General features: G+C 58.4%; 14 protein-coding genes. 8 read left to right on the top strand and 6 right to left on the bottom strand.

Annotation, left to right across the window (positions count from 1 at the left end; translation table 11 throughout):
* Window positions 1–2: 2 nt before the first annotated feature.
* Window positions 3–1463, top strand: coding sequence for a hypothetical protein (locus tag SIB58_RS13560; RefSeq protein WP_156486734.1), 1461 nt, complete (start codon window positions 3–5; stop codon window positions 1461–1463).
* A gap of 21 nt (window positions 1464–1484) precedes the next feature.
* On the opposite strand, the gene SIB58_RS13555 is transcribed toward SIB58_RS13560, so the two are convergent.
* Window positions 1485–2366 carry a glycosyltransferase family 2 protein gene (locus SIB58_RS13555; protein WP_066904906.1) on the bottom strand — a complete coding sequence of 294 codons (882 nt, stop codon included), beginning with the start codon at window positions 2364–2366 and terminating at the stop codon, window positions 1485–1487.
* A gap of 299 nt (window positions 2367–2665) precedes the next feature.
* On the opposite strand from SIB58_RS13555, the gene SIB58_RS13550 reads away from it, so the two are divergent.
* On the top strand, window positions 2666–3856 hold the full coding sequence (locus SIB58_RS13550; RefSeq protein ID WP_231856959.1) for a CCA tRNA nucleotidyltransferase: 1191 nt from the start codon (window positions 2666–2668) through the stop codon (window positions 3854–3856).
* 16 nt (window positions 3857–3872) lie between these two features.
* On the opposite strand, the gene SIB58_RS13545 is transcribed toward SIB58_RS13550, so the two are convergent.
* Window positions 3873–4436 carry a KdsC family phosphatase gene (locus SIB58_RS13545; RefSeq protein WP_082823400.1) on the bottom strand — a complete coding sequence of 188 codons (564 nt, stop codon included), beginning with the start codon at window positions 4434–4436 and terminating at the stop codon, window positions 3873–3875.
* A gap of 14 nt (window positions 4437–4450) precedes the next feature.
* On the bottom strand, window positions 4451–5437 hold the full coding sequence (locus SIB58_RS13540; RefSeq protein ID WP_066905081.1) for a KpsF/GutQ family sugar-phosphate isomerase: 987 nt from the start codon (window positions 5435–5437) through the stop codon (window positions 4451–4453).
* 102 nt (window positions 5438–5539) lie between these two features.
* Here SIB58_RS13540 and SIB58_RS13535 point away from each other — a divergent pair, with 102 nt between their 5' ends.
* Window positions 5540–6745: an O-antigen ligase family protein gene (locus SIB58_RS13535; RefSeq protein ID WP_231884192.1), complete on the top strand. Its 1206-nt coding sequence runs from the start codon at window positions 5540–5542 to the stop codon at window positions 6743–6745.
* Window positions 6742–9135: a UvrD-helicase domain-containing protein gene (locus SIB58_RS13530; protein ID WP_066904900.1), complete on the top strand. Its 2394-nt coding sequence runs from the start codon at window positions 6742–6744 to the stop codon at window positions 9133–9135. Before SIB58_RS13535 ends, SIB58_RS13530 begins: the two co-directional genes overlap by 4 nt.
* Window positions 9136–9147: 12 nt before the next feature.
* Here the strand turns inward: SIB58_RS13530 and selD are convergent, their stop codons facing one another.
* Both selD and galE read right to left on the bottom strand, forming a co-directional pair.
* Window positions 9148–11286 carry a selenide, water dikinase SelD gene (selD, locus tag SIB58_RS13525; protein ID WP_067326830.1) on the bottom strand — a complete coding sequence of 713 codons (2139 nt, stop codon included), beginning with the start codon at window positions 11284–11286 and terminating at the stop codon, window positions 9148–9150.
* Entirely contained in the window at window positions 11283–12347 is a 1065-nt protein-coding gene (galE, locus tag SIB58_RS13520; RefSeq protein WP_066904895.1) for a UDP-glucose 4-epimerase GalE, read from the bottom strand. Before galE ends, selD begins: the two co-directional genes overlap by 4 nt.
* Window positions 12348–12482: 135 nt before the next feature.
* Here galE and SIB58_RS13515 point away from each other — a divergent pair, with 135 nt between their 5' ends.
* The 4 genes from SIB58_RS13515 to SIB58_RS13500 all read left to right on the top strand — a co-directional run bounded on the left by SIB58_RS13515 (window position 12483) and on the right by SIB58_RS13500 (window position 23020).
* Window positions 12483–13601, top strand: a complete 1119-nt coding sequence (locus tag SIB58_RS13515; RefSeq protein ID WP_197461503.1) for an MGDG synthase family glycosyltransferase — start codon at window positions 12483–12485, stop codon at window positions 13599–13601.
* A 51-nt stretch (window positions 13602–13652) separates the two neighbouring features.
* Entirely contained in the window at window positions 13653–14975 is a 1323-nt protein-coding gene (locus SIB58_RS13510) for a hypothetical protein (protein ID WP_067326828.1), read from the top strand.
* A 339-nt stretch (window positions 14976–15314) separates the two neighbouring features.
* Window positions 15315–21842: a thioester reductase domain-containing protein gene (locus tag SIB58_RS13505; RefSeq protein ID WP_067326826.1), complete on the top strand. Its 6528-nt coding sequence runs from the start codon at window positions 15315–15317 to the stop codon at window positions 21840–21842.
* Window positions 21842–23020: a glycosyltransferase gene (locus SIB58_RS13500; protein WP_067326823.1), complete on the top strand. Its 1179-nt coding sequence runs from the start codon at window positions 21842–21844 to the stop codon at window positions 23018–23020. The genes SIB58_RS13505 and SIB58_RS13500 overlap by 1 nt, the downstream gene beginning before the upstream one ends.
* Here SIB58_RS13500 and SIB58_RS13495 read toward each other — a convergent pair.
* On the bottom strand, window positions 23017–23574 hold the full coding sequence (locus SIB58_RS13495; RefSeq protein WP_067326820.1) for an SRPBCC family protein: 558 nt from the start codon (window positions 23572–23574) through the stop codon (window positions 23017–23019). The two genes, SIB58_RS13500 and SIB58_RS13495, sit on opposite strands and share 4 nt — an antisense overlap.
* Between the last annotated feature and the right edge of the window lie 36 nt (window positions 23575–23610).

The following is a 23610-nucleotide window of genomic DNA, read 5'->3' as shown; positions in this document are numbered from 1 at the left end:
CCATGCCGAGACTGTTCATCCGCCGTTTGCTCAGCTTCTCAGCAGTGGCAGTGATTCTGCTGATTTTATTCTTGTTGATTCAGGATTTTTACCTGCTGGATTCAGATCCTATTGGTGGAGATGCAGTTCAGAATGTTCGATCAGGTTTGAATCTGGCTAAGTATGGTGTTTACAGTGAATCTCAGGTTTCTGAGGTAGTTGTTCCAGGGTATAGGCGAGAACCATTCCCTAATTTTTTGCTTGCAGTTTATTTGAGAGTCGCTGAGGTTGTTCGGCCCGGTTTTTTGGATCAAGTGGGAGAGCCTTTCAGCAAGTCTTTTCTACTGTTTTTAAAGACCGTCAATTTGTTCTGGGCGGGTTCTCTGTTTCTTGCGCTTTGGTTAAGCTCTCGATTGGTTTTTGCGCCGATGTATGCAGCTAACTTGTTGGCTGCTGCGCAAATCGCTGTAGTGAATCATTTCTTTGTGATTGGACAGATCCGGCGAATGAACACTGAGTTGATTGCCGCATCGATTCTTCTTTGGTTGAGTGTTGTTTTGCTGATGGCATCTCGCCAAAAATCTGCAAGATGGATGCTGGCTGCTGGAGTAGTGCTTGGATCGATGGCATTGACTAAGTCTTCGGTTGCTTATGTGGCGCTGTTGGTTTTGCCATTGGTTGCTTTTGTGATTTCAGGAATGAGTCATCGTTTTTGGAGGTTATTGGTTGCTTTTTCGCTAGGTTTTTTGTTGATTGTTGGGCCTTGGGCTGTTCGTAACCAGGTTCATTTCTCCAAGTTCGCCATCGCAAAAGGTGGTGGAGACGTGCTGCTCATTAGGTCTGTTTTTAATCAGATGAATCTCCAGGAATTCCGTGACTCTTTTTATTTCTTTTCGCCAAATGTGATTCGCCGTGATGTGTTGGGCCCCTTGATGGAGCTCTCAGATGAGGAGCTGTCATGTGATGGAAAGTTGGCAGTATTTGAGCGTTACCTGGAATGCGATCGTGAGGCCTTGAAGCAAAAACGTTATGGGGATGTCCGTTCTTTTTACCAAAGAGGAAAAAGGGCGTTGCCTTACCAATTTTCTCTTGATGACAGTGAGAGAAAGGCCTATGCCCTTCGCCAGTTTAGGAGTAATCCACTCAGTGTTTTGACAACGACTATTCCCTTCTCCTGGAGGGGTTTCTGGGGTTTTCGCTCTAGATATTGGAATGGGGTCTTTTTGAATGCAATTGCTTTTCCTGCGCTTTTTCTGGCTCCTCTTTTGTCGATTGCTCAGCGACGTTCGTCGTGGTTGATGGTCTCTGTTGTTCCTGTCTCGCTTTTTGGATTTTATGCTTTAGTTAGTCACTTTTTGCCGCGTTACTCATTGCCGTTTGCACCGGCTTCGGTGCTTTGTCTCGCGATGGTGTTGGTGAGTTTTTATGGTCATCTTTTTACTCGCTTTCGCCCTGGAGTGCTCCCTCCAGTGAGGCTGATTTAGGGATCTTTGCCTTTTTCGAGCTTAGTTTGCGCGTTTATCAATCATGTCGGCAAGGAGTGCAAACATGGCAACATTCAGGCTGGCAAATCCAAGCAGTACAGTTTTGTCAGTGAGATTGTTCAGAATTGCCAGGTCATAGGTTCCGCTCACGATGAATAGGATTCCGAGTGCGATAATCAATGGCGACAGAAGACGCATCGGTGCGAAGTACATGCCAGTGCGCAGGATTAATTGAGTGAATCTCAACGTATCTCTTACTGGTTTGATATGGCTTTTGCCGACTCGTTTGGCGTAGCTGATGGGCATGAATTCAACGCCATATCGATTTCTGAGCAGACAGATGGTGATGGTTGTCGTAAAGCTGAAGCCATCAGGAAGGAGCTTGAGGAAATCCAGAGATCGATCGCGTCTGAAAATTCTCAAGCCTGAGTTCATGTCAGGTACGTCAGTGCCGCACAGGAAAGACACCCATGGGACCAGAATCATTTTTGGAATCGAGCGGATCTTGGAGTAATCAACATTGGGTCCGATGCGAGCACCAACAACCATGTCAAGGTCGTTCTTCGTGATTTGTTCGATCAGCTCGGGAATGCGTTCATTGGGATAAGTTCCATCAGCATCTGTGATGCAGATATAGTCTTTTTGGCTGCGTCGGATGCCTGTTTTTAAAGCGGCTCCGTAGCCCTGATTTCGTTTGTGATGCACGACTAACAAGTTTCCATCTCCTTCTTCGCATGCCAGAGCATTGAGAACATGCTCGGATCCATCTGTTGATCCGTCATTGACGCAAATAATCTCGACGTCTTCGATCTTTGTGTTCTCAATTGTCGAGCGAATTAATTCAATGGTGTCACGAATTGCGTTTTTTTCGTTGTAACAGGGAATGATTATTGAGGTCGACATCGATTGCTTCTAGTCGTTTTACCGTAATGCACCGCTGCTCGTTGAGTGTCTTGCTCTCCGAGGGTGAACTCTGTTGGGCTCCAGAGACTTGAGTTGGACTGGTGGTCATTCGCGAGCTGCTGTTTGATGGATGTGGTTGAGGGCTCTGTTGATTGGTCATTTGTCGTGATCATGTACCCAGCTACTTCTCCTTTGGCTGCTGCCTTCCTTTAAAAGCTTTCCCGTCGCTGAGCACAGATTTCATGAAGGTAGGAACGGGTTTCGCGTTTCCGGATTTCTATCAGCCTCTCCTCCAATCGTTGGCACAGCAGGCTCATGCTCAAGGCTCAGGGCATCTGGCGCTTGTCGGTGGCGCAGTGCGTGATGCACTTCTCCACCATCAATGTCGCGAACCAAGGCGTGCACCTGTCGACCTTGATCTTGTGCTTGAGGGATCCTGTGAAGATCTGGTGAGCCGTCTTCAGGAGACTCTTGGTCCTAGGCGTGTCACCAACGTGGTCGTTCATCAGCAGTTCGGTACGGCGGAGTTGCAGATCGATGGAGTGCCCATCGACCTTGCAGCAGCGCGAATCGAGACCTACCCAGCCCCAGGGCAGAACCCACTTGTTCAGGCTGGTGCACTGGATGAAGATCTGGCCCGTCGGGACTTCACGGTCAATGCCATGGCGCTGGTGCTCGATCCAGATGGCAGTCAGCTGCTGATGGATCCTCATGGAGGTCAGGTGGATCTGGCCCTGCGCCATCTCGCTTTCCTGCATGACGGCAGCGTTGCGGACGATCCCACCAGGGTGGTTCGAGCAGCGCGGTATTGCGCCAGGTTGGGTTTTTGTCTTGCGCCGGAAGCGTTGAGTCAGGTGGCGTTCACACTCTCTGCCTGGCCTTGGTCTTGGCACCTTGGTGATCCTGTTGATGCTGTTCCGCCGGCGTTAGGAACCCGGTTGCGCATGGAGTTGGATCTTTTGCTGGAGCGGGAACCATGGGCTGAGGCTGTGGTTCTTCTTCAGGCCTGGTCCGCCATGCCGCTCTTGGACCCCTGGCTGCAATCTGAGGCGAGGCTGATCAGGCGCCTTGGCTGGGCTTCCCGTCTTGGACTTCCAGCTATGGCTGCATTGGTGGCTTCAGCCTCTGATCCGATCGCTTTGGCTCAGCGCCTCCAGATTCCTCTCCAGCAGCAGCGCTGGTTGGCGGAGCTGCTGGAGTTACGGAGCTGGTTGTTGATGGAAGTGTTCTCGCACTCTTGGGCTGAGTGGGACGTTCTGCAGTGGACCCGAAGCATCGAAGCAGGTCGCTGGTCCGTTGAGGCGGTTGCGCTTGCTGTTTTGGACAACCCACCCTGCTGGCGACCGCTGCTGCGCTGGTGGGGGCGCTGGCGGCATGTGGCGTCACCTGTCAGCGCGCGGGAGTTGATGGCCGAGGGACTGCGTCCTGGCCCTGAGCTGGGGGAAGCTTTGCGTCAGGGGCGTGAACAGGTCTTGGCGGGGATGCGTTGAAAGCGGTTGTCGGGGTTTAGTCGTTGCGATCCCGCCAACCGTTCTTGCGCAGAGAGTTCCAGTTTCCACGGGCCTGAAGGATTCTTTCCGCCAGCTCGCGCACGGCTCCACGGCCACCACCATGATGAAGCACTGCATCGGCCTTACGACGTAGAGGACGACAGGCGTCGCAGGGTGCGATCAGCAGGCCAACAGAGCTGCGCACCGCAAGGTCATTGAGATCGTCGCCGAGGAACGCGGTGCGCTCTTTGCTGACCCCCAGTTGCTGCTGCAGCTGCTTCAGCGCGGGTGGTTTGTCCTTGATGCCCACCAGGCAGTGCTGGATCTTCAGCTGGCGAGCGCGTGCCTCGGTGGCCCCGCCCCTACCGCCGCTGAGGAAAGCCAGCTGCAGGCCCTGTTGCTGCAACAGACGCAGGCCGAGCCCGTCGCGTACGTCGAACCGTTTCTGCAGTTCTCCGTGTGCATCGATCCAGAGCCCACCATCGGTGAGCACGCCATCCACATCCATCACCAGCATTTCAAGTGCGGCGAGGGGTCTGCGTTGCCTGTACCAGTTCCATTCGCGCAGCAGTCGTTGCACTGGATGGTCTCCGTTCAGGCCAGCCCCGCCTGCACCAGGTCATGCAGACGTAGCAGGCCAAGCAACAAGTCGTGCTGATCCACCACTGGCAGCACCGAGATTGGTTTACGCCTGTTGTGCTCCATACGTTTGATGGCATCAACCGCCAGCAATTCGGTGGAGACTGTGATTGGGTCGGATGTCATCAGATCACGTGCGTTGAGACTTGGCCACCGTTCAGGGCCGTGATCGCGCAGAGCGCGGCGCAGGTCGCCATCGGTGATCAGGCCCAAAAGGCGTCTGGGAGTTTTCGGATCTTCGACCCAGCTGCTGCCCATGGCTCCCTGGGTCAGTCGGCTGATCACTTCGGGTAGAGGTGTTTCAGGAGCGATGGGTTCCAGGTTCGACACCGGCACCATCAGATCGGCCACGGTCATGGTGAGCTGCTTGCCGAGGGATCCGGCTGGATGATTGATGGCGAAATCGGCAGTTGAGATTCCTCGCCTTTGCATCCAGACGGCTGCCAGGGCATCCCCGATGGCCATGGCAACCGCCGTACTGGCGGTAGGAGCCAGGTTCAGAGGGCACACCTCACGATCCACCGATGCCTCCAGCACCACATCGCTGCGGTGGGCCAGAGAGGAATCAGCACTACCCACCAGGGCAATGCGTGCGGTGCCGCGTCGCTTCAGATGTGGCATCAGTTCTAGCAGCTCAGAGGTTTCGCCACTATTCGAAAGCAGTAAACAGACATCCTCAGGAGCCACAACGCCCAGGTCGCCATGGAGGGCATCCAGTGGATTGAGGTAGAGGGCCATGAGCCCGATCGATGAGAAAGTCGCGGCGATTTTCCTTGCCACGATTCCGCTCTTGCCAACACCGGTGATCACGAGCTTTGCCTTTTGATCGGCACAACGCTCAAGCAGTTTTAGAGCTCCCTCAACCTGAACAGCACTCAGACGCTCTGCTGCCGCTGCGATTGCAGCCGCTTCTTCCTGCAGGCAGCGGGTGAGTGCCGACACGCTCAAACCGGAAAACTTGAGGCATTCTCAACCACGAAAGGGCTCTCCCCATTTCGGTTCTGGCAATCTGAGGACTCTCATGACTCGTCTGTCTTGGCAGGATTGACTCATCGTCTGGCATCTCCCTGGGTTGATCTGCTGCTTCCCCTTTCGCTCTCTGGTCTGTTGTGGGAGCGCAGCGGAAATCCAGCCGGGATGGTTTTGATCCTGGCCATCTGGTGTGGATTCAAATTTCTGCGCTGGTTGCCTGCAGAACCGGTGTATGGCGTGTTGATCGGCGTCCTCGTTGTGAGCCTTAGTGCCGTGATTCATCCCATCAGCGGGTCTGCTCCCACTGATCTCATCCTGGTGTTGCTGGCCTTCGCGGCTGGTCTGCAGCAGTCAAAAGCTCAATGGAGGGGCGGACTTTGGTTGGTGCTGGCCACGGTGATCGTCTCGCTGCCCTTTGTGGAATTCGATCGGTTCAACAGCAATCTCGAAGCGATCCCCTGGTCGGTTTTGCGTGATGCTTTGCCACAGGAGGCGGTCCGCATCCAGAAGATCACCATCAATCGCTCTGGATATCTCTACGGTCTGTTCGCTTTAGTTGGCTATGGGCTTTATCGAGCCGAAGTGCTGCCCTGGCTGCGTCGGGTGGCCGCAGTGGTCGGGGTACTGAGTTTCGTTTTGGCCCTGGGGGCGGCATCCCGTGCGGCATTTCTGTTTCCCATCGCAGCGCTGATCGTCACTGAGCTGTGCTGGTGGAATCGATATTGGGTGGCGAGGCGAGCCACGTCACTGGCCGTAACGGTATTAATCCTTGCTTTGGTGTTCAACCTGACCCTTTATTGGCCTGGAAGTCCCATGGTCGCTCAAGAGCCAAGCGATATTGGGCGCTCTCAAGTGGCTCAGTGTTTTGTCAGCCGATCGCTGCGTTCATTGCCCGAATTCTTGGTGGGCCAGGGTTATGACCGGGTCTCCCATCACTGCGCAGGCAAAGTGTTTCTTCCCGGTCGCACCAGCGGCATTCCCCATGCGCACAACGTGTTTCTGCATGCGTTGGCCGATCAGGGTCTGATGACGCTGAGCTTGATGCTCGTTGCAGTGAGTTTGGTGTTTCAGCGTCTGTTTTCGGGTCTCGCAGGTGACGCCGGATCGCTCTGCAGGACAGGCTTGGCCTGTGCTTTGTTCATTCTGGCCTCCTCATTGGTGGAGTCCACACTGCTCAAAACATCGCTGCAGCAGGTGATCAGCGGATACTTGCTGGCCATTGCCTGGGTATCTCCAAGGGCGTCGAAACAGGAGAACTTCCGTACCATCGGCTCATGAGTTTTCTTGCCGGCCTCAATGACGCCCAGCGCCTGGCGGTGGATCACCATGAGGGTCCGTTGCTGGTCGTGGCCGGTGCGGGCAGTGGTAAGACCCGCGCCCTCACCCATCGCATCGCCCATCTGATCGGTGAACACGGAGCGGATCCGTCTCAGATCCTTGCGGTGACCTTCACCAACAAGGCAGCCCGGGAGATGAAGGAGCGTTTGGAGTTGCTCCTTGCTCAACGACTGGCGCAGAGTCAATTCGGGCAACCCTGGAGCACGTTGCCTCCTGTTGAGCAGCGACAGCTGCGATCGCGGATCTATCGCGAGGTCACCAAGGAGCTGTGGATCGGCACCTTTCATGCGTTGTTTGCGCGCATGCTGCGCTACGACATTGACAAGTTCAAAGACAAGGAGGGGCTCACCTGGACGAAGCAGTTTTCGATCTACGACGAGGCCGATGCGCAGAGCCTTGTCAAGGAGATTGTGACCCAGGAGCTGCAGCTCGATCCCAAGCGTTTTGAGCCCAAGAAGGTGCGCTGGGCGATCAGCAATGCCAAAAACCAGGGCTGGCTTCCCGATCAGATGGAGTCCAATGCCGAAGGGCAGCGCGGCAAGCTCGCAGCGGATGTTTACCGCCGCTATCGCAAGGCCCTGGCGGCCAATAACGCACTCGACTTCGATGATCTGCTGCTGCTTCCCGTGCAACTGCTGCAGCAGAACGAGCAGGTGCGCAGCTACTGGCATCGCCGCTTCGCTCACGTGCTGGTGGATGAATACCAGGACACCAATCGTACCCAGTACGACCTGATCAAGCTGCTGGTCACCGATGGCAAGGATCCCCAGGGTTACGACAACTGGTCGGGGCGTTCGGTGTTTGTGGTGGGCGATGCCGATCAGAGCATTTATAGCTTCCGGGCTGCCGATTTCACAATTCTGATGGGCTTTCAGGATGACTTCGGCGACCAGGCGCCGGACGACGCCACCCGCACGATGGTGAAGCTGGAGGAGAACTATCGCTCCACCGCCACGATTCTGGAGGCGGCCAATGCCCTGATTGCCAACAACAGCGAACGCATCGACAAGGTGCTGCGTCCCACGCGCGGTGAAGGCGAGCTGATTTCACTCACCCGCTGCGATGACGAGATTGCCGAGGCTGAAGCGGTGGTGCATCGGCTGCGCATGATGGAAGCCGCCAACCCCGAGCTGAGCTGGGGGGATATGGCCTGTCTGTATCGCACCAACGCCCAGTCGCGGGCCCTTGAGGAATCACTGGTGCGTTGGCGGATCCCCTACGTGGTGGTGGGTGGTCTGCGTTTCTATGACCGGCGCGAGATCAAGGATGTGCTCGGCTATTTGCGCCTGATGATCAACCCGGCAGACACCGTCAGCCTGTTGCGGGTGATCAACGTGCCCAAGCGGGGCATCGGTAAAACCACCATCCAGCGGCTCACGGATGCCGCCAACCAACTGGGCATTCCGCTCTGGGATGTGGTGAGTGATCCCGAAGCGGTGCGCTCCTTGGGAGGTCGATCGGCCAGAGGGCTGTTGCAGTTCTGTGAGTTGATCAATGGTCTGCGCGAGCGCATTCACAACACGCCGCCTTCGGAACTGATTCAGCAGGTGATGGAGCAGAGCGGCTACGTGAGCGAGCTGATCACTGAGGGCACCGATGAAGCGGAGGAGCGTCGTCGCAACCTGCAGGAACTGGTCAATGCGGGTTTGCAGTATCAGGAAGAGAACGATGAAGGCGATCTCGAGGGCTTCCTGGCCTCGGCTGCTCTGGCCAGTGATGCCGACAGCAAGGACACGGCAGCTGATCGGGTGACCTTGATGACCCTGCACAGCAGCAAGGGGCTGGAGTTTCCAGTGGTTTGCCTGGTGGGCATGGAACAGGGTTTGTTTCCCAGCTATCGATCGTTGGACGATCCAGCGTCTTTGGAGGAGGAGCGACGCCTTTGTTACGTGGGAATCACCCGGGCCAAGGAGCGTCTGTTCCTCTCCCATGCCAGTGAGCGCCGTCTCTGGGGTGGCATGCGCGAACCGGCAGTGCCGAGTGTTTTTCTCTCCGAACTGCCGGAAGGACTGGTGCAGGGTGAGATTCCTCGTTCGGGAGGAGCAGCCATCCGCCGGGAACAGCGCCTTGATCGGCTCACCCGCGTGGATCGCGATAAGCCCAATGGCAGCAGTGCGCCCGCCAACGCCGTACGTCGCCGTCAGGCGGGCCCTGCACCTGGAAAGAGCTGGAGTGTGGGCGACCGGGTGATGCATAGCAGCTTCGGGGAAGGCGAAGTCACCCACACCTTCGGCAGTGGCGAGAAGGTCTCGATCGCTGTGAAATTTGCCGGGATGGGGCCCAAGATCCTCGATCCCCGCCTGGCCCCGATTGAAGCCCTTGATCAATGAACTCGTTCTGGATCAGCGTGTTTGCACGCTGCCGATTTCCGTCCAGGGGCTTTGGAGTCGAGTGGTCAGCACCTGAGCGATATCGGCCTGAACGCTGATCAAAAGCGGTCCGCAGGTCTGTGGATCCACCAGCAGCTCAAGCAGGGCTTGATGCCTCTTGCTGCCGGGTTCCAGTCCGGTCAGTTGCAGATCCACCCCGCCGTTGTCGAGCAAGCTCCAGGCTCGTCGGTTGGCGGGAGCCAGGCTGCTTGCGAAGCCTTTGGCCAGTAGGGAGATGGATCCAGCGAGCGCAGGGATATGGGCGCCGTTGAGCACCACTTTGAGGGCCGGATTGCGCAGCATTTCGCCCAGATGCCCCAGCAGCCCAAAGCCGGTGATGTCGGTCGCCGCATGAATGCCATTTGGATGCTCGCTTTGCAGATCCAGAAGGCCTTCCAGCAAGACGTGCTGGCTCGTGCCCATTTGTGCGAGGGCTAAATCCAGAGCAGGAGCTGGAGTAGCACCGGCCATGGCCGCGGCGAACAGCACTCCTGTCCCCAGCGGACGACTGAGCAGCAGTCGGTCTCCGGCCTGAAGTCCTGCCTTGGGCCAGAACGGTTCAAGGGCTTGGCCGCTGACGCTCAGCGTGACCTGAACAGCCCGGCTGGGCGGCGGCTGGGCAAGGCCATCGCGGGCCTCCAGCGTGTGACCACCGATCAGCTGGGCGCCCTGGGGATCAAGGGCGGAGCGGATGCCCGCCAACGTCTGGGCCAGCAGGGTCTCTTGGGTGGATTCAGTGGCCTGAGGCAGGGTTACCACCGCCTGGGCAGCCAGCACGCGGGCACCGCAGGCCCAGAGATCCGAGCATGCATGCAAGGTCGTAAGACGTCCATTCAGCCAGGGGTCACTGACCAGGGCTGGAAAGCCATCCACGCTTTGCAGCACAGGCGTGGAGCCCGCGGCGGTGTTCATCGGCAGTATTGCGGCATCTTCGGGTTGTGTCCCCAGCGTTGCCATGCCGGCCTGCTGCAGAGCACTTTCCAGGGGCCCAGCGGCAAGCTTGGCGGCACAGCCCCTACATGCCATTGTTTCGGCGCTGTCCATGGATCTGCTGCGCCGAAACATCGCCATGAAGCGCGCATCAATGGCCGCTTTGAGATGCCACAGCAGGGGGTGAGGGCCGATCAGGCGTGATCCTCGTAGTGCCCAGGCTGTGGGGTGCCCCTTGTTGAACCCGCCCAGCAGTTGCAGGGCCTGGCGTTGGGGACGCCAGCGTTGTAAAGGTCGTCCTTCGCAAGCGGCTTCCAGGTTGTGGGCCAAAGGTGCGGCGGCCCGCACAGCCCAGACTCCCGATGGGGCGCGGGGCTGCGCATCGATCACAGCGCAGTCGCCTGCGGCAAAGAGTTTGGGCTGTCCGATCACCTGAAGGCTTGCCTCGGTGCGGATCCGGCCGCTGCTTGGGTAGCAGGGCAGTCCGCTTTCGGCCAGCCAATGGGGTGCACGGCTGCCGGTGCAAATCAGTCCTGGAGTAGTCATGAACTCGCCTGTTGGATCCAGTTCGCTTGTTTCAAGGATCTGGATGGAGCCTTCCCGTAGGGCTCGGATCAAGACTGGTTGTAGATGCCTGGGCCGGATCTGCAGCACCAGAGGTCGCCTGGGCCAGCGTTTTCTGAGTGCCAAGACCGTCTCCACTGCAGCCAGGCCGCTGCCCACCACCTGAAAAGGGGAGGTCGCAACAGCCGGTTCGTCCATCTGTCGGTCCTGCTCCCCGAGAAAGTCCAGCGCTGGCTCCAGCGGTTTGATTGGCACCAGTCCGGAAGTCGGCACTGGGTTCGCTGAAGTCACCGCGCCCAGGTTGAGGCTGAGGCGCACGTAAGGCAGTGCTGGCCGCTGATCCACCCTCAGCAGTTGGTTCTGAAGCTCCAGACCGGTGATCTCGGCCACGACCAGTGCCACGCCCGCTTGATCAGCCAGGTCGCGTAGATCCACTGCCACCTGGTCGTGTTGATAGATCCCTGCGATCAGGCCAGGCACCATGCCTGAATACAGGGCTGTGCTGGTTCGGCTCACCAGCGTGATCAGCCCGCTGGGGCGTTTGCTGGGTTGCATGGCCCAGCGGTGCAGCACCAGAGCATGGCTGTGGCCCCCACCGGCCAGTACAAGACCACTCATTCGGGGTCGTCGTAGCCAGCTGGATTGGCCGATTGCCAGGCCCAGCCGTCGCGGCAGATGTCGTCGAGGCCGCGTTGCGTTCGCCAGCCGAGCCGTTGCAGAGCCAACCCGGGATCGGCAACCGTGATGGCAGCATCTCCATCGCGTCTGGCCACCAGGTCGTAGGGCACTTGGCGACCGCAGGCGCGTTCAAAGGCATGCACCACCTCCAACACCGATGCTCCCTGACCACTACCCAGATTGAGGGTGAGCAGTTGAGTTGGTTCAGCAAGCAGGCAGTCGAGGGCAGCGCGGTGGCCTTCCGCCAGATCCATCACATGGATGTAATCGCGGATGCAGGTGCCGTCGCTGGTGGGCCAGTCGCCTCCGAATACCTGGAGAGATTCGCGCCTGCCCACGGCCACCTGACTCAGAAACGGGAACAGGTTGTTGGGTGTGCCCAGGGGATCTTCTCCAATCTTTCCGCTGGGGTGGGCTCCCACGGGATTGAAATAACGCAGGCAGGCAATGCGCCATTGATTGGCAGCGCTGACGGCAAGGTCTTGCAGCAGCTGTTCAACCGCAGCCTTGGAGTGGCCATAGGGGTTAATCGGCTGAATGGGCGCTGTCTCCGGGATCGGTACGCGTTCCGGGTAGCCGTAAAGCGTGGCGCTGCTGCTGAACACCAGGGTGTGACAGTCATGGGCGTTCATGGCATCCAGCAGGCATCGGCTGCCTGTCAGATTCACATCCCAGTAGCGCAGCGGTTCACGCACCGATTCACCGACGGCCTTCAGTCCGGCGAAGTGGATCACAGCATCAATGGGTTCGCCTGCTGAAGCTGCCTTGGAAAACAGCTCGTCAAGGCAGGCCTGATCGCGGATGTCTCCTCGTCGAACCTGCAGGCGGACTTGGGAGGACTGGGAGTCAAGCTGGGCGAGTGCACATACGCGTTCCAGGGCCAGTGGGGTGCTGTTGCTGAAGTTGTCGAGCACCAGCAAGTTGTGACCTGCCTGTAAGAGCACGACACAGGTGTGGCTGCCTATGAATCCAGCCCCGCCCGTGATCAGCAGCCGTGCCATCGATCACGCCCTTCAACCAACTGAATCTATTGGCCATGGATCAAGAGCACTGCGCGTATGAGGCACTGGATTTGACTCTGGCGGTGGTTCATTAGCCAGAGACAACAAGCATGAGACTCTGATCGGATGAGGGTTTTGATTTTTACGTCCAGCGGCGGCACAGCCCATGACGCGGCTGCCTATGCGCTTCAGGCCTGGCTCAAGCGTTGGGATCCAACCGGTGAGGTGTGGGTTGAGCATGTGCTGGAAAATGCCAGCATTTTTACCCGCGCAGGAGTTGCTCTCTACAACTGGATTCAGCGCCATGGCCCCTGGATGCATCAGATCTATTGGCGAGTCGTTGAGTGGGAAGACGTCACCAAGCCGGGAACTCTCCTGGCTGGCCGTTTTTACGTGATTCGTTTGTTGCGGCGTCTGCAGCCGGATCTGTTGATCTCCACGCACCCCCATATCAACCGCGGTCACTTCGATCTGGCGAAGCGGGTTGTTCCTGGTCTGCGCTGCATCACCTGTTGCACGGAATTGGAGGGTGGCTTTGGCTTCAGTCGCAACTGGCTGACGCGACGGGCCGAAGCGTTCTGGACCCTCTCTCAGGAAGTCAGCGATGACGTTCGCCGACGTGGCTACCGCGCGTTGCCGACCCCGGCGCTGGGTCCGTTGTTCGACCCCGCGTTTGAGGAGGAGCTGGAGCGTGACATTTCGGAGAGTGACGTCGATCTGCTGCCACTCCTGGTACTTGGAGCTGGGGCCAATGGTGCCAACAACCACATTCGTTTGCTGGAGATCCTGTTGCCCTTGGCGGGGAAGATCAGGGTTGTCGCCCTCTGCGGCCGTCGTCAGGCGGCGTTTCGGCAGGTGCAGGACTGGGCGGCGCAGCATTCTCAGCTGAAGGTTGAGCCGTTGGCATTTCAAGGCCCAGCAGCGATGGCATCGCTTTACAGAACTGCCTGGGCCATGGTGGCGCGGCCAGGGGCACGAACATCCACTGAAGCTTTGGCCTCTGGTTGTGTGCTGATTTTCAATGGTTTTGGCACAACAATGCCTCAGGAATTATTGGCCCGCCGCTATTTCCAGGCTCGCGACATCGATTGCTGTATCCGTCAGCCCAAAGACCTTGTTGCACTGTGTCGAAGCTGGCTTGAGCAGCCGCACCTGTATCAACAGCTCAAGGCAAGAATGCAGCGTCACCGACTCAGCGCCGATCGAGAAGCGATTCGTCAGCTTCTCTTCCATGGTCCAAAGGCACTGGTCTGATGTGGTTTCAGTCTTATTCGTTGCTTCTCTAATTCTTCCAAGATCTTTCCAGTGGTCAAGAGATCGAGTCGACTGTTTCGCTACCTCTGGGGCGGCCAGCTGATTTCCAATCTGGGAACTCAGACGAGTCTCTATGGAATCGGGCTTTGGTTGTTTGCGCAGTCGGGCCAGTTACTCGACTTTGGCTTGGTGGCGATGGTGGTGCAGGCGGCGCGTTTGCTGGCGTTGCCGCTGTTTTTGCGCGTTTTCCCGGCATGGCCTCCAGGTCGTTTGATGATGCTCTGCCATGCCACTGGAGCAGTGTGCACTGCTCTGTTGGCTGTTGTGTTGCTCGGCTCTTCCGCTGATGAGCCGCCTTGGTTGCTTGGGGTTTTAGCGATTCAAGCCTTGGCCGCTGTGGCTGAAGCCATGTTGGTGGTGCGTCTCTCCAGCCTGATTCCGCTGCTGATCTCCGATCAGCAGCGTTTACAGCGAGCCAATGGATTGTTCGCCACCGTGGACGGCTTAGTGATCACCATGGCTCCCTTCCTGGGGAGCTGGCTTGTCGCCAGTCAGGGCCTGGGAGGGGTCTTGCTGCTCGATGGCATCAGTTTCTTGTTTGCCCTGCTGAGTGTTGTGGTGGCTCCCTGGTCGCAGGCCAGGCAGCAGCTCGATTGGGTAGCTCCTGGGGCGTCGAATCAGCTCATGGCTCCTCGCACGTGGCATCGTTTGCTTGCACTCTGGCAGCGTTCATGTCCAGCTCGCTCAGCTCTGGTTTTCACTGCGCTCACGGCATTTGTGTATGCCTCTTTGGAAGTGCTGTTTCCTGCTTGGGTGGCGCTGGCCTATGCGCCTGAGCGGATGGGTTGGGTTCTGATTACAGGCTGCTTGGGCTATTTGATCGGGTTTGCTGGCTGGCGATGGAGATTGGGGCAGCACTGGAGAACTGTTCTGCCCTTGAGCCTGATCATCCAGGCGTTGATCTTGATGGGTACAGGCTTGCAAGCTTTTGCGCATCGACACTTGGTTTGGTTTGGAGCTGTCTTGGTGTTCAGTGCAGCGTTGCCCGTTGTGATGGCAGCACTTCACCAAGCCTGGGTGACCCTGGCTCCCCGGGACGCACTGCCTCGCTACTTTTCACTGCGCTATGGCTGCGAATGGGCAACCCGGTTGTGTGCCTTTTTGGTTGTGCCGCTGCTGGTTGACTTCGGATTGAGCCCGGCACTCGAATGGCCCGTGTGGCCAGCTTGGTTAACAGAGAGTCTTGGCACCGGGCAGGGGCGTGTGATGGCGATTGCCATCGGGGCTCTGGGCTGGGTGATTGCCGCCGGCCTGTCTTGGAAACAGTGTTGTTTGGGTGAAAACCGATCCAATGTTCAGGCGAAAGGTCTTTGAAGTTGATGCAGCATCTGCATCAGCCTTTGTGGCGGCTCAGTGTTTGAGATTGCCAAAATCGCCCTTCCCATCGACTGTTTTGGTTGCATGTGAAGTGCCCTTGAGCAAGGGCAGTGACCAAAGCAGGGGCTGCGGGGGGCGTGCTGGTTTTCAATGGGGTCGGATCTACTAGGTCGTAACAACGTTGGCTCTTCAGTCTTTGCCAGTCAGTGGGTTCGTTTGCTGCATTGGCAATATCGAGGAACCAGCACAGCTTTGGCTTCGCTGGCTCCACCCACTGAATGGCTTCCGTGAAGGTGTTCGGGCCCTGCGCGTGAATGGAAAGCAAGTGCCCGGCGCATGAATCAGCAGATCCGTCCGGTTTCACCAACGCAAGAGCCCATTGCCGTTTTGGGGATGGGTTGCAGACTCCCTGGCGGGGTCGAGAGTCCTGAACAGTTCTGGCAACTGCTGGCTGAAGGACGGGAGGCGATCGCTGAGATTCCCTCAGACCGCTGGGATCTTCAGCTTCACCATCATCCTGATCCGCGCACGCCGTTGCACCAGCATGTGCGCCGAGCGGGCTTCGTGGATGGGATCGACCGGTTCGATCCAGCCTTGTTTGGCATTAGCAGCAGGGAAGCCCAATGCATGGATCCTCAGCAGCGCCTATTGCTTGAGGTGTGCTGGAGGGCCATGGAGGCGGGTGCCCAGCCCATGGAGCAGTTGCGTGGACGCTCAGTGGGAGTGTTTATGGGCATTTCCAGCTCGGATTACCGAGCTCTGCTTTGGGCCTCTGAAAATCAATACCTCACGCCTGATAACGAACCCTTCATTCTCACCGGCAACACCGGTTCCATTGCGGCTAACAGGATTTCTTACGCCTTTGATCTGAAAGGGCCCAGCTTCACGGTGGACACGGCTTGTTCTTCGTCCTTGGTGGCGTTGCATCTGGCTTGCGAGAGCTTGAGGCGTGGTGAATCGGAATTGGCCTTTGCAGGCGGCGCTCAGGCGTTGATTCACCCCGCCATTCAGATGAGTTTCTGCAAAGCCGGTTTGCTGTCGCCTGAGGGGCGTTGCCGCAGCTTTGATGCCGCGGCTGATGGTTATGTGCGTTCTGAAGGGGCGGGGGCTGTGCTGCTGAAGCCGTTGGCGGCGGCGTTGCGTGATGGTGATCCGATTGAAGCTGTGATTCGTGGCACGGCGGTGAACTCCGATGGGCGCAGTAAGGGCCTGGCGGCACCCAGCAAAAAAGCTCAGATCGCTTGTGTGCAAGCCGCCTATGAAGGCTCTGGCCTGTCACCGGCTTCAGCGCAATTGGTTGAAGCCCACGGCACCGGCACTCGCCAAGGGGATCCCATTGAACTCAGGGCTCTTGGAGCGGTGCTGGGGCAGGAGCGGCCAAGCACCGAACCCTGTTTGCTGGGCTCGGTGAAAACCAATGTGGGTCATTCGGAAACCGCTGCAGGCATTACGGGTTTCATCAAAGCCGTGTTGTGCCTCAGGCAGCGCATGGTGCCTGCCAGCCTTCATTACACGCGGCCTAATCCAAGCGTGGATCTGCCTGCTCTAGGTCTGAAGGTTGCGACAACCCTGCAACCTTTCCCTAGACCTGAGCAGGAACTGGTGGTCAGTGTCAGCTCGTTTGGATTCGGTGGCACCAACGCTCATGCTGTTTTGTGCGGTGCTCCTGTTGAGCTTTCTCAACCCACGTCAACGTTGTTATCAGCGCCTTCATGGCACCTGCTCTGGTTGAGCGCGCGCAACGAGGAAGCACTTGATTTGCTTCGTGCACAAACAGCGGATTGGCTTGAGGATCATGCTGCTCTCGGCTTGCAGGACCTCTGCGCCAGCATTCATCTGCGACGCACCCAATTTCCCTATGCAGTGGGCTTGATTGCGAGCAGTCTTGAGGACCTGGTACGCCAGTTGCGCGGGCAAGCCCCTGCGGCGTGGACCGGTGTCGTTGCTGCGCGTGGATCTGGGGAACTGCCAGAGGCCTTGAGAGATCTAAAACAGCAGACTCTTGCTGAGGGTGCTGTTGGTTTTGAGCAGCTCCAGAAGCTTGTCCAGGCTTTGGCTCAAGGAGCCCCAATGGATTGGGTGGCATGGCATCAAGGTGCCTCCTGGCATCAGCTGCGGCCTCCAGGTCATCCCTTTCTGCGTTCACGTTTCTGGTGGACGCCACGGGATCAGGGTCTCGACCAAGACAAAGCCAGCCTTTGGTTGGATCACGTCGGCTTTGGCAGCACTGTCACCGCTGAGCAGTCTGGACTGGCTTTGCAGAAGTTGGACCTTCCAGGAGCGGCAGAGCATTGGCAGACCGTGTTGGATCCGGCTGACGCACGCGACCTACCTGACCATGCGTTGTGCGGCTATCCCCTGTTTGCGGCAGCGGGTTATCTCGCCCTTCTCCTGGATTGGTTGAACGATCAACAACAGCCACTTCAATGTGCTGATCTCAATCTCGATCGTCCGCTGTGGCTCAACGCCGGTTCGGTACAGCTCCAGGCTTTACGCGACGGTGATGCGTTCAGCTTCCATGCCCGCTCCCTTCAGGGCGAAGACGGCGGCCGCTGGCAGCTCCATGGCCAGCTTCGGCTAACCACAGCTGCTGAACAACCCATTCACCCCCTCCCGGCATTGGCGTTTGACCCTGGTGCTGGCTTTGATGTTGCCAATTTCTACTGCTCCCTGAAGAATCTTGGGCTGGATTACGGCAACTGCTACCGGCCGCTTGTTGCTTTGCACGCGAACGCCACAGGGGCAGAAGCACTGCTGCAGCGTCCGGAGGCGGCGCCTGATCGCAGCCTGATCGATGGTTGTTTTCAACTGGTGGCTGCGGTTCTTGCCCAAACGCACGCTGATGGTCAATTGCTACTCCCTGTGGGAGTGGAGCAGGTGCAGATGTTGCGATGGCCATTGCCTGACCAGCTGCGTTGTCGCTTACAACTGCGCCGGGACGATCTCAGCCAGGGAGATGACGGAAGTCGCGCCCATGTGACCGCTGACTTGGATGTTCTTGATCTCTCCGGCGACCTGATCGGTGCGATCCGTGGCTTGCAGTTCCGGCGTCTGACGCGAACGTTGCTGGAGTTGATGCTGCCTGAGGACCCTCCCAGACCTGCCGCGCAACTGCTGGAGGAGAATTGGCAACCCCTTGCGGCTCATGCACTTAGCGACTGGAGCCCAAGAGCGGCTGAGCCGATCAGCCTGATTGCGATTGGGCCATTGCCAGATGCTGTTAAGGAATGGAGCGAGCAGCAGGCGATCACGCCTTTTGAACTGGATCCACAAGCGGATCCACAATCGGTGACTTCAGCGCTGGTGCAACAACTCCAGGCGCTGCCTCTCACTCAGCCGCGCCAGGTGCTGTTGTGGATGCCTGCTTTGGCCTCACCTGCGGCTGAGGCTGTCCAGGCGGCAGTGCGTTCCCTGGCCCAGGACTGTTCCGCATGGCGTTGCAGCACGATCACAGCTTCGCTTTCTGCCCTAGCTGCAGGACTGTCATCCGCTGAGTGGCAAAAGCTTTTGGCGGCCACCGCCGGTGATGCTGAGGTCCGCTGGTGTGGTCCTGATCGCATTGAAACCCGCAGTTTTCAGCCGATTGATCAAGAGCGGTTTCGCATGCTCTCCGATGGAACTGGTCGACTTGAGGGGCTGCTGAAGGCGCCCTTGCCGCTGGCGCGTCTTCTGCCAGGAGAGCTGGAGTTGGCGGTGGAGGCCACGGGGCTGAACTTTCGCGATGTTCTCAACGCTTTGGGGCTTCTGCAAAGTCACAATCAATCTCTCGGGCTGAGAGCCAATGCTCAATTGCCCTTCGGTGGCGAAGCCGTCGGGCGGGTGGTTGCTGTCGGTCCCGGGGTGGATACCTCGTTGGTGGGCCAGCGAATGCTTGCCGCGCTCACCCTGGGAAGCCTGGCAAGCCATGTGACGTGCAGGGCAGTGCTCTGTGTGCCTTGGCCGGAAGAGTTGGATCCTGTGCTGGGGGCGAGCCTTTCAACGGCCTATCTCACGGCGGAGCATGGGCTGGAGCAGCTGGCCCGGCTTCAAGCTGGAGAAACGGTGTTGATTCATGCAGCTGCCGGTGGCGTTGGGCAGGCAGCTGTGCAGGTGGCCTTGCGCAGCGGTGCTCGCATCCTGGCCACCGCCAGTGAGGGCAAACAGGCTGGATTGTTGGAGCAAGGTGTGGAGGCGGTCTTCGATTCCCGCTCCACTGATTTCGCTGAACAGGTGCTCAAGCACACCGAAGGCCGCGGCGTTGATGTGGTTTTGAACAGCCTGAAAGGTGAGTGGGTGGATGCCAGTTTCCAGGCGCTTGCTTCCGGAGGGCGCTTTGTGGAGCTTGGCAAGCTCGAGATCTGGAGCGACCAGCAGGTGCGCGAACGACGGCCTGATGTGGGCTATTTCCGTTTTGACCTGCTGGAAGTGGCCGCTCGCGACCCACAACCTTTGAGGCAGCGATTGCTGCAATTGGTGGCGGCTGCCCAGGACCAAACCCTGCCCGCTTTGCCAGTTTCGGCCTTTGCTGTGGAGCAGTGCAAAGACGCCTTCCGGCAGATGGCGCAGGGCAAGCATGTGGGCAAGTTGGTGATCACCCTGCCCAGCCAAGCCCCTGCTTGTGCCATACGCACCGACGGCACCTATCTGGTAGTGGGTGCTTTTGGTGGGATCGGGCAACATCTGCAGTCCTGGTTGCTGGATCGGGGTGCGCGCTCGTTGTTGTTGGTGGGCCGACGTTTGCCCTCACCAGGCTCGGAAACGGCCGAGTGGTTGGACCGGCTCCGTTCTCAGGGTGTGCAGGTTGAGGCGCTCTGCTGGGACGACCTTCCGCAAGCACTCGTGCAGTTACCTCAGGACATGCCGCTGCGGGGCGTCTTCCATGCTGCTGGAGTGCTGAAAGATCAGCGCGTTGGTGAGATTGAACGTTCCAGTCTTGATGCCGTGTTTGAGGCAAAACTGGGCCCCCAGCAGCAACTGGATAAGCTTCAAAGGCTGCAGCCAGCAGCTTTTCAACACCTCGACTTCCAGGTGGTGTTCTCGTCAATCGCCGCGGCACTGGGTTCGCCTGGCCAGTTGGTCTATGGCGCTGCCAATGGGGCCGTTGAATCCAGCTGCCGCCATGCGGACTCTGAGGGGCCCGTTCAGCTGGCGATTCAGTGGGGGCCTTGGGTGGGTTCAGGCATGGCTGCAGGGTTGGAGCGGCGCTTTGAATCTGTCGGCTTGCACTTACTGGCTGAAGACGAAGCGCTGTCGGCTCTGGAGTCATTGCTGCAACGAGGCCGCAGCGGAGTGGTGACGGTGATGGCAGCCGATTGGCCGCGGCTCGTCAGTCAGGCCTTGCCCCGCCAGGCGGCTTGGTTCCGGTCCCTGATCCATGAAGTTCCGGGCCGATCAGAAGCCCAGGTTCGCGCTCAATTGGAGGCCTTGGCAGCGGATCAGCGCAGGCCCTGGCTGCTGGCGACGCTTCAACAACTTCTGGCTGCAGTGATGGAAGAACCGGAAGCTCAGCTCGATGCCCAAGCCAGCCTGTTTGATTTAGGGCTCGATTCGTTGATGGCGGCAGAGTTTGCTGCCGAAGTGCAGCAAGCATTGGGCTGGCGCCTTGATCTGGCTGCGTTCAGCGACGCCCCCTGCCTGGATGATCTGGCAAGCATGGCTCTCGAGCGCCTGTTGCCAGATGGCTCGGCAGCGGCACCGGAAGGATTGGATCTTGATCAAGAGGCTCAGCTGAATCACAGTTGGTCATTGCCGGAGGGCCCGTCCGTGGAGGCTCCTGGAGAACGCGTCCTGCTCACTGGCGCGAGTGGCTTCCTCGGTGCCTATCTCCTGGCGGGGCAACTCCGCCAATCGCCGGATTTACGGATTCGCTGTTTGGTGCGAGCGGCCTCCGAGCAGCAAGGGATGGAGCGGTTGGAGCAGAACCTGCGCCGTTATGGGCTTTGGCAGCACGCCTGGCAAGAGCGCTTGGAGGTGGTTCTTGGTGATCTCTCCCAGCCTCGGTTGGGCATGGATGTCAATCAATTTGCTGCCCTTGGCAGGGGCATTGGCGGCATCCTCCACAATGGTGCCCAGTTAAGTCAGATGGCGAGCTACGCCCAATTGGCGGCCACCAATGTGGGCGGAACGCGCGAGCTTCTGCGTCTAGCAGCTTCGGACACACCAAAACGCTTCGCCTTGATCTCCAGCGTGGCGGTGTTTGAGGCCGATGCCTGCCGTGATCAGTTGATTCTGGAAGACGATCCGCTTGAGGATTGGCGAGGCATCCAGCTCGGCTATTCCCAAACCAAATGGGTCACGGACCGGATGGTGCGGCGCGCTTCAGCAGCCGGACTGCCTGTTTCCATCTACCGGCCCCCGTTGATTGCAGGTCCATCCTGTGGAAGTGCCTGGCACCAAGGTGACTTGCTGCAGCGCTTGCTGCAGGGCTGTTTGGCGTTAGGGGCCTCGCCTGATTTGGCCTGGGAATTGGATGTGGTGCCTGTTGATTACGTTGCTGATGCCGTGTCGGCTCTGGCCTGGAGTGATGAGGCCAAAGGGCGTGCTTTCCATCTCCAGCATCCTCAACCGCTCCTGCTCACCACTCTGTTGAGGCAACTCACCGATGGCATGGACGGTTGGCGCGTTTTGCCGATGCAGGAATGGATCGCTGAGATTGAGCGGAGTTCCGGCAATCCTCTCCAGCCTTTGCTGCCCTTCCTTCAGCAGAGCTGGGGTGAAGATGGGCTGACCTATCCCGAGCGCAATTGCGTGGGTCAGCGGGCTCGCCCCAGTTGTGTCTTCACGGCTCAGGTGTTGGAGACCCATGGTGTGCGCTGCCCCCCCTGGCATCAGTTAATTGGGCCCTGGGCCTCAGTGCTGCTTCAGCAGGAACAACTGGCTCGCTGATGCCAGCCTCGTTGTTGCTGTTGGCCCTTTGGCTTGGGCAAGCCCTGCTTGTTTTTGCCTTCAGCAAACGTATGCGGGGTTTGCGTGTCTCGTCCGATCCAGCATCTCTTTCTGAAAGTGCGTGGCCTCCCTTGGAAGTGGTGTTGTGTTTGCGGGGTGCTGATGCCTGCCTGCCGCGGTTGCTGGAGGCGTTGGCTGCTCAGACCTATCCAGCTCCCTGGCTGTTGCAGGTGGTGGTGGACAGCGATCACGATCCAGCCTGGGCTTTGCTTGAGCCTTGGAGAGCCCGTGAAGATGCGGCCTGGACTGAGTTGCGCTGCTGCACCCTGCTTCAGCGCCCTGGCCAGGGGTCGCTGAAATGCGCAGCACTCCGCCAAGCGTTTTCACAGCTTCACCCCAGCAGCACATTGGTTGTGCTTCTGGATGCCGATATTCGTTTCCCAGCCAACGGGCTGGAACGTTGTGCGCTCTCTTGCCTCCAACCAGGAGTGGGTGCCATCTCTGGGAATCGTTGGTTTCGTCCCTCTGCCCCCAGCTTTGGAGCTTTGGGTTGGAGCAGCTGGACGCGAGCCGTTTGGAATGCCGGTGCCGTGGTGCTGATGACCTTGTTGCAGATCCCCTGGGGCGGCACCCTTTGCGTTCGCCGTGAGCTGGTGGAGGCCGGTGATTGGAGCGAGCTTTTAGGGCGTGGTTTGTGTGAAGACACGGGTTTGCTCGGTCCATTGCGGCAGTTGGAATTGAGCTACCGCTTTGAACCAAGCCTGTTGATGGTGGATCCCGATCCAGCACAGCCCATGCTGCCGTTGGGCCGCTGGATCACCCGACAATTGCTCACAGCTCGCCTGCATCACTCCGCGTGGCCACTTGTGGCCTTCCATGGTTTTGGCAGCATGCTGTTGTTGCTGGTCGCGCTGTTTCAAGGAGCCTGGCTGGCAGTGCTTTTCTATGAGCTGGGATGTGTGTGCCTGCTCTGCTGGATCCAGGTTCTGCTGCGCCCACAGGACCCTCTTCGTGTTTGGGGTTGGCTCGTAGGACTTCTCCCTGGCCAATTGGTGGATGGACTGGCCACCTTGTCGGCATTGTTCAGGCGCCATGTTTCATGGCGTGGTGTCGATTACACCGTGCAGTTCAGGCCTTCGCGCGTGGTACTCCGCAGGGATCGGGGTGTTGAGGTTTAGTTGTTGGCCTGCATCAGCCCACTCAGGCGTTGCATCGATTCACGCAAGCTGTTGCGAGTCAGTTCAGCGAAGACCGGTTGCAGCATGCCTGGCAGCTCTGGAACCAGGGTGATGGTGTGGCGCAGACGCGTTCCCGTTGGTGTTGGCGTGATCGTCCAGCTGCCATTGAGCTTGCGAATGCGATCGCCTTTCAGCATGTGAAAGGCGATGGCCGTTTTTGGGCTTTCTTTCACGGCCAGGGTTGCGCTGATCTTCAAGCCAAAGGTGTAAGGCGCTTGATAGGTCTGGCGCATGCGAATCAGGTTGCCTTGACGGCTCAGTAGCTGCACCTTGCTGATGTCAGGCATTGCCTCTCCCGTGGCGACATAGTTTGTGAGCACTGTCCAGGCATGCGCTTGTGACACGGGCAGCGTCATCTCAGCCGTACGGGTGTTGCCTGACTGTTGGATCTGGATCTTTGTTGCTTGCGCAGCGTCCGCTGGCGTTGCTGGTAAGTGTGTCAGCACGATCCCCAGCCCGAGCAATGTTGATCGCAGGTGAAGCTGGATGGACATGGCAGTGAATCGAGTAGACGAGTTGAAGAAGCCCGG

This window comes from Synechococcus sp. MIT S9504 (genome assembly GCF_047497135.1).
Lineage (GTDB): Bacteria > Cyanobacteriota > Cyanobacteriia > PCC-6307 > Cyanobiaceae > Synechococcus_C.
This window is presented reverse-complemented; position numbering and strand designations above follow the sequence as displayed.